The organism is Rhodococcus sp. EPR-134 (assembly GCF_001647205.1).
Classification (GTDB): Bacteria; Actinomycetota; Actinomycetes; order Mycobacteriales; family Mycobacteriaceae; genus Rhodococcus_F; species Rhodococcus_F qingshengii.
In genome coordinates, this window is sequence record NZ_LVCT01000772.1 from 1 (window position 1) to 5,394 (window position 5,394).

Annotated in this window: 5 protein-coding genes; 2 read left to right on the forward strand and 3 right to left on the reverse strand. The window is 61.6% G+C overall.

What is annotated here, in order from left to right; genetic code table 11:
• The 3 genes from A2J01_RS33165 to A2J01_RS33175 form a co-directional block, all read right to left on the reverse strand.
• A partial coding sequence (locus A2J01_RS33165) for an ATP-binding cassette domain-containing protein (RefSeq protein ID WP_156519480.1) occupies window positions 1-960 on the reverse strand: 960 nt, incomplete at its 3' end.
• A 15-nt stretch (window positions 961-975) separates the two neighbouring features.
• On the reverse strand, window positions 976-2,724 hold the full coding sequence (kstD, locus tag A2J01_RS33170) for a 3-oxosteroid 1-dehydrogenase (RefSeq protein WP_064114383.1): 1,749 nt from the start codon (window positions 2,722-2,724) through the stop codon (window positions 976-978).
• Window positions 2,724-3,344, reverse strand: a complete 621-nt coding sequence (locus tag A2J01_RS33175; protein WP_064114384.1) for a TetR/AcrR family transcriptional regulator — start codon at window positions 3,342-3,344, stop codon at window positions 2,724-2,726. The genes kstD and A2J01_RS33175 overlap by 1 nt, the downstream gene beginning before the upstream one ends.
• Before the next feature lie 466 nt (window positions 3,345-3,810).
• Here A2J01_RS33175 and A2J01_RS33185 point away from each other — a divergent pair, with 466 nt between their 5' ends.
• Both A2J01_RS33185 and A2J01_RS33190 read left to right on the forward strand, forming a co-directional pair.
• On the forward strand, window positions 3,811-4,866 hold the full coding sequence (locus A2J01_RS33185; protein ID WP_064114385.1) for a hypothetical protein: 1,056 nt from the start codon (window positions 3,811-3,813) through the stop codon (window positions 4,864-4,866).
• Between the two features lie 81 nt (window positions 4,867-4,947).
• The coding region (locus A2J01_RS33190) for an ABC transporter ATP-binding protein (RefSeq protein ID WP_156519481.1) at window positions 4,948-5,394 on the forward strand (447 nt) is incomplete at its 3' end.

Below are 5,394 nucleotides of genomic sequence, written 5' to 3' on the forward strand. Positions count from 1 at the left end.
CTGCTGAAGTGGAATCGCTTCGGGTGGCCCTGCCTCCTCGAACTTCGCCAACCTGGTTTGCGAGGCGTGATAACGCGCAGCGACGCCGTCGTTGAACTTGGCCTTTTCACGCAATCGCAGAACCAGGGCACGCAGTTTCGCGTGCTCCTCGTCCCAGCGTCGGCGCAGTTCTTCGAATCGAGCGTTGCGATCCTCGCGGGCTTGGTGGTAGCTGGCCAGCCCAGCACCGTGGGTCCACGACGTTGCGCCGCTGATTCCGGGCTCGAGCGTCACGATGTGGGTGGCCGCGTTGGCGATCAGTTCGCGGTCGTGGCTGACGAACAAAACCACTTTCGACGATTCCGAGATCGTCTTTTCCAGCCATCGCTTGCCCGGAACATCGAGGTAGTTGTCCGGCTCGTCCAGCAGGAGTGCGTCGTCGGGCCCAGCGAACAGTGCTTCGAGAACCAACCGTTTCTGCTCGCCACCACTGAGGGAGTTGGCCGCGCGCCACTTCGCACGGTCATAGGGAACACCGAGAGCCGCGGTAGTGACCTTGTCCCAGAAGTCTTCGGTCTCGTAGCCGCCCACGTCGGCCCAATCGGCCAGCGCATGCGAATACTTCATTTGAGTTGATTCCTCGTCGCGCTCGATCATCGCGTTTTCTGCCGTATCGAGCGCCAGTGCTGCGTCCCGGATCCGTGCCGGCGAGACGGACAACAGAAGATCGCGCACGGTGGACTCGTCGCGAACCTGGCCGACGAATTGCCGCATCACGCCCAGTGTTCCGGATCGAGTGACAGCGCCCTCGTCGGCGACGACGTCTCCGGCGATAATGCGGAGCAACGTCGTCTTACCAGTCCCGTTGGGGCCTATCAGTGCAGTTTTTGCACCGTTGCCGACCCGAAAGCTGACACCGCTGAGCAGTTGCCGACCATCAGGGAGAAAGTAGTCGACGTCGGCGATGTTGAGGTGGGTCACGCTGTCAAGAGAACCCTACCCACGGCGATCTGCCAAACCATTATTCCTGCCTTCGGTCTCGAGCTCACTACCGTCGTGGGATCGTCCGACCGCATCGAGCGCCGCCAGATATCCGAAAACCATTGCGGGACCGATAGTTGCACCTGGACCGGCATAGGTATGACCCATCACCGGTGAGCTGGTGTTACCTGCTGCATAGAGCCCGTCGATGACCGAACCGTCGGCGCGCAACGCTCGCGCGCGAGCGTCCGTGTTGATGCCGCCTTTGGTCCCCAGGTCTCCAGGCACCATCTTCGCGGCATAGAACGGACCCTTCGTGAGTTCTCCGAGGCTGGGGTTGGGCTTGTTGGTGCAGTCGCCGTAGTAGTGGTCGTATCTGCTTGTCCCACGGCCGAAGTCGCGATCGACTCCGTCGCGCGCGTGACTGTTGAATCGTGTGATGGTCGCGGACAGCGCATCGCCCGGCACTCCGATCTCGGCAGCGAGTTCGGCAATCGATCCAGCTCGCACGATCGCACCCGATTCGATCCACGACCGAGGTATCGGCCTGCGCGCCGGAACCCCCGCGAACAGGTAACGGTCACGGTACGTCTGATCGAAGATCAGCCAAGCCGGGATGTTCTCAGCGGGTCCTTCACCTCGGCCGTACTTTCCGCCGAACATGGCGTGTGCCGCTTCGACATAGGGAAGTGACTCGTTCATGAAGCGCTGACCGCTGGCGTTGACCATGAGGCTGCGAGGCAACGAGCGTTCCGCCAAGGCGAACCACGGGCCATTGGGCAGTGGAATCGACGGGGCCCACCACGCGTCGTCCATGTACGAAATCGCGGCGTCGACGCGTAGAGCTGCACGGATACCGTCCCCGGTATTGGTCGGTGCCCCGAGAGTCCACTGCGCGCTACTCGGCCGGCGCTGGTACTCGCCTCGCATGTCGTCGTTGTTGTCGAACCCGCCACACGCGAGGATGACACCGCGTCGAGCGTGCATGGTGGTCTGCACTCCCCCGGACTCGAGTCGCACACCCACGACACGATCACTGTCGGTCACCAAATCCACAAGCCTCGTCCCGAGCTCCACCGTCACTCCGGCGTCCCGAACTCCGAGCATCAGTTCGGCCATGAGCGCCGGCCCGAGCCCGATCAGCTTCTTCCTCCGAGCTCTTGCGGCCAGGGATCTCATTCCTACCCGAAGCATCCGCACCGGACCCCGCCAATGCCGCATCCCCGTGCTCAGCCAACGGTAATCAGATTGTTGGACAACCATGTTGAGCGGAACCTTCATGTACGGCGGATGAAGTGTCGCAAGATCGTCGCCCAGAGCTCGCGCGTCGAACGGGCGCGGCTCGCACGAGCGGCCGCTTGCACGTCCGCCAGGTGCCTCGGGAAAGTAGTCGGAGTACCCCTTCACCCATTCGAGCTCCAACGCAGAGTGACGAATCAGGAAATCGAGGGCTTCCGGACCCCGATCGATATACGTGTCGATTCGGTCGGCGTCTGCATCCTCTCCGACAATGCTCTTCAGATATGTTCGCGCAGAGTCGATATCATCTGTCGGTGCCTCGCGGCGAAGTATCGAGTTTCCCGGAATCCACACGCCGCCCCCGGACCGGGACGACGAACCGCCCCAGTATTCGGACTTCTCCACGAGTATCGTCGAGAGTCCGTTGCGGGCTGCGGTGATGGCTGCAGACATGCCGGCAGCCCCCGATCCGACAACAACGACATCCACTACGGGCGGCACGGCGCCCTGAGGGTTCTCGTCCATCACTGGTCACGACCTTTCGTGTCATCTTCGTCCTGCGTGTGCCACCGGGATCCTCGAACAGCGTCGAGCGCCCCCTCGACGCACACGGGAAGTGATGCCCCGCGCTTGTGAGGGTTACGTATCCATTGCCGATAACCGAACTCCGCCGCCGCCAACATCAAATGAACGAGAAGTCCTGGGCGGCTGTCGTTTTCCAGATCGAGTTGCATACGTTGCGCCACCAACTCGACCAACCGATCACGATGCTCGGGCGCGATCAGAGCGACACGATCCATCAGGTGCGGCGCGGTACGGAACGCCGATCGCCACTGATCGATCTCCGCGGACTCGAAAGCATTGGAACGCTCGAGGATTGCCCGTGATATCGCAAGATCAGCCGACTCGGCCGGTGGGCGATCCTCGAGCAACGTCACGATTCCGGCACCGCCCTGCCTGACCGGATCCAACAGCAGATCCTCCTTGTTACGAACGTGCCGAAAGTACGTACTCGCCGACACCCCCGCTGCCGCCGCAATCTGCTCGGTGGGCACGTCCTCGAAACCGTCACGCGCGAACAGATCGAATGCCGCACGTTGAATGTCTGCTCGCACCTGCAACCGCTGTCTCTCCCGTAGTGACATCAGCAACGTCCTCCCGCCTCGGCCGAGATCCGGCCGTTCTCGTTAATGCGAGTCTCACCTATTGTGACAGTCACTGTCAATATCCAATTCTCTGTCAGATATCAGCAGACCCGGGCATTTCGTTGACAGGGCATTCGATGCCACGACAAGCTTCGAAGATGAAACGATGGGGACCGAATCGAGACGTTTCTCCAAGAATTTGTCGATGCGGGGCTTCAAGGCGCGGTCACCGAAGCGTATTTCGGTGGTCCACTCTGGCGCATGACCCTGCTCGCCCGTTTCGACGACCGAGCCCTCGGCCCCGACGGCGCCGTCATCTATCGAAATCGAACAGTGCTTCTCGTTCGGACCAAGTGGGAAAGATCATCGAGCAAGAGGACTACTACGAGGACACCGCCAGAATCGGTGACTTCGACAGGCGGCTCCGCGAAATCGAAGCCGGACGAGCCTGTGGCACAGTCGTGGAATGACAGACGTCAGGATTGACCGCCACCGAATGCTGTCGGCGTTCCTGTCTTCCCAGAACGATGTCGAACTGGCCCGACTGGTCGACACCGTTCAAATCTCGAGTGTCGGTGTAGGTGGCGCCGCAGGAGTGATCAGGGTCTATGACAACAGGCTCAACGGCGTTCCGGTATTCACCAAACGCATCCCACTGAGCGTGCGGGAAATCGCCGAGGTGGGCTCTACTTCCAACCATTTCGATCTGCCGACGTTCTGCCAGTACGGCATTGGTGGCCCAAGCTTCAACGCCTGGCGAGAACTGGCCGCGAACATCGTGGTCACCGATGCCGTTCTGGCCGGCGAAACACAGTCGTTCCCAATGCTTTACCACTGGCGGATACTTCCCGGACGTTCGCCCGTTGCGGCCGAACACGCCGACATCAATTCCGTTCACACCGCCGGCGCCAGCCGTGAAGTGCGGACCCGTCTCGAAGCGCTTGCCGCTGCGCCGTGCAGCCTCGTACTGTTCTGCGAGTACATCGAACACCCGATCTCGAATTGGCTGGAAGACAACCCGTCCGCCAAAGCTGCCGAAGTCGAGCGACAGTTTTCGGAGATCGTGGCATTCTTGCGCGATCGACAGTTGCTGCACATGGACGGACATTTCGGCAACATGCGCACCGACATGGAGCGGATCTATCTCACCGACTTCGGACTGGCCACATCCCCACACTTCGACCTGTCGACTGCCGAGCACGACTTCGTCCGGCGCCACGCCACTCATGACGCCGACTACGCCGCCATGCTTCTGGTCAACTGGCTGGTGACCGAGGTCTGCGGGGTACCGAGGCCGACGAGCGGCGGACCAGTCGCCCGCAACCAGTACGTACGACGATGCGCCACAGGTCATATTCCAGGTGATGTGACACCAGAGGTGGCCGCGATCGTGACACGGCACGCGCCCGTCGCTGCGAGGATGAACGACTTCTACTGGCGATTGTTCGACGGCGACTTCGATGCGCCCTACCCGCATGCCGCGCCAGTTCCGACTTCCGGTCGAGCACAGGGTTTTCCCTGAACTGCCGTATTCACATCTCAGGGTTCATGTCATCCTCGGGACCGATGTGCTGGTCAGTGCCGGTAGGGCACAGTTCTCCTCATGATTGAACTGAGGGGATTGACCAAGGTTTACGGACCGACGAAAGCGGTGGACGACTTGTCGTTCACGGTCAAGCCGGGCATCGTGACGGGCTTCCTGGGCCCGAACGGTGCAGGCAAGTCGACGACGATGCGGATGATCCTGGGTCTGGATCAGCCGACGTCGGGTGCGGCGTTGATCGAGGGCAAGCCGTACCGGGAGCTCAAGACGCCGTTGCGGACGGTGGGTGCGTTGCTGGATGCGAAGTGGGTGCACCCCAATCGCAGTGCGCGGGCGCATCTGCAGTGGATGGCTGCTTCGAACGGGATCCCGAAGTCCCGCGTCGACGAGGTGCTCGGGTTGGTCGGATTGTCCGAGGTGGCGGGCAAGAAGGCCGGCGGGTTCTCGCTCGGTATGTCGCAGCGTCTGGGGTTGGCGGGTGCGTTGTTGGGGGATCCGAAGGTGTTG

Bases quoted from the DNA above. Each gene is read 5' to 3' on its own strand.
- A2J01_RS33175 (WP_064114384.1), bottom strand. From the start codon at position 3,344: ATGTCACTACGGGAGAGACAGCGGTTGCAGGTGCGAGCAGACATTCAA.
- A2J01_RS33185 (WP_064114385.1), top strand. From the start codon at position 3,811: ATGACAGACGTCAGGATTGACCGCCACCGAATGCTGTCGGCGTTCCTG.
- kstD (WP_064114383.1), bottom strand. From the start codon at position 2,724: ATGGACGAGAACCCTCAGGGCGCCGTGCCGCCCGTAGTGGATGTCGTT.